Origin of the sequence: Streptomyces sp. SID13726, assembly GCF_010548375.1 — a bacterium.
GTDB lineage: Bacteria > Actinomycetota > Actinomycetes > Streptomycetales > Streptomycetaceae > Streptomyces.
The window spans coordinates 1-396 of record NZ_JAAGLY010000773.1; the positions used below are offsets into that span (position 1 = coordinate 1).

The window sequence follows — 396 nt, forward strand, 5'->3', positions numbered from 1 at the left end:
ACCCCGACGAGCTGCGTGAGCCGGTCGCCGCCCCACGTGGAGATGGCCAGACGGCCGTCGGGCAGCCAGTCCATGCCCGTCACCTGGGGCTGGAACCCCTCGGGGCGCAGGTCGGTGAGCGTGTAGTCGGGGTGCACCTCGGTGAGCGGCAGGCCGTCGCCCGGCGCCTCGGTGACGCCCTCGCACTCCTTGCGGCCCGGCGAGGTGACGCGCGTGACGTCGGCGTCGGTGCTCAGCACCGAGTTCGGCACGACGACGTAGCCCGACGCGCCCGGCGGGCGCCACTCGAGCTTGAGCCGCTGGTCGAACTCGCCGTCGAAGTGGTCGATGCGCAGCGCGCGGTAGCCCGCCTCGAGCTCGATCGACCCCTCCTTGGGCGTCGCGCCGTGACGGCCC

Annotated in this window: 1 pseudogene; it reads right to left on the reverse strand. The window is 74.0% G+C overall.

Features of this window, described 5'->3' with window-relative positions:
- Nucleotides 1-396, reverse strand: a pseudogene (locus G3I78_RS50225) (hypothetical protein); the annotation flags it as partial.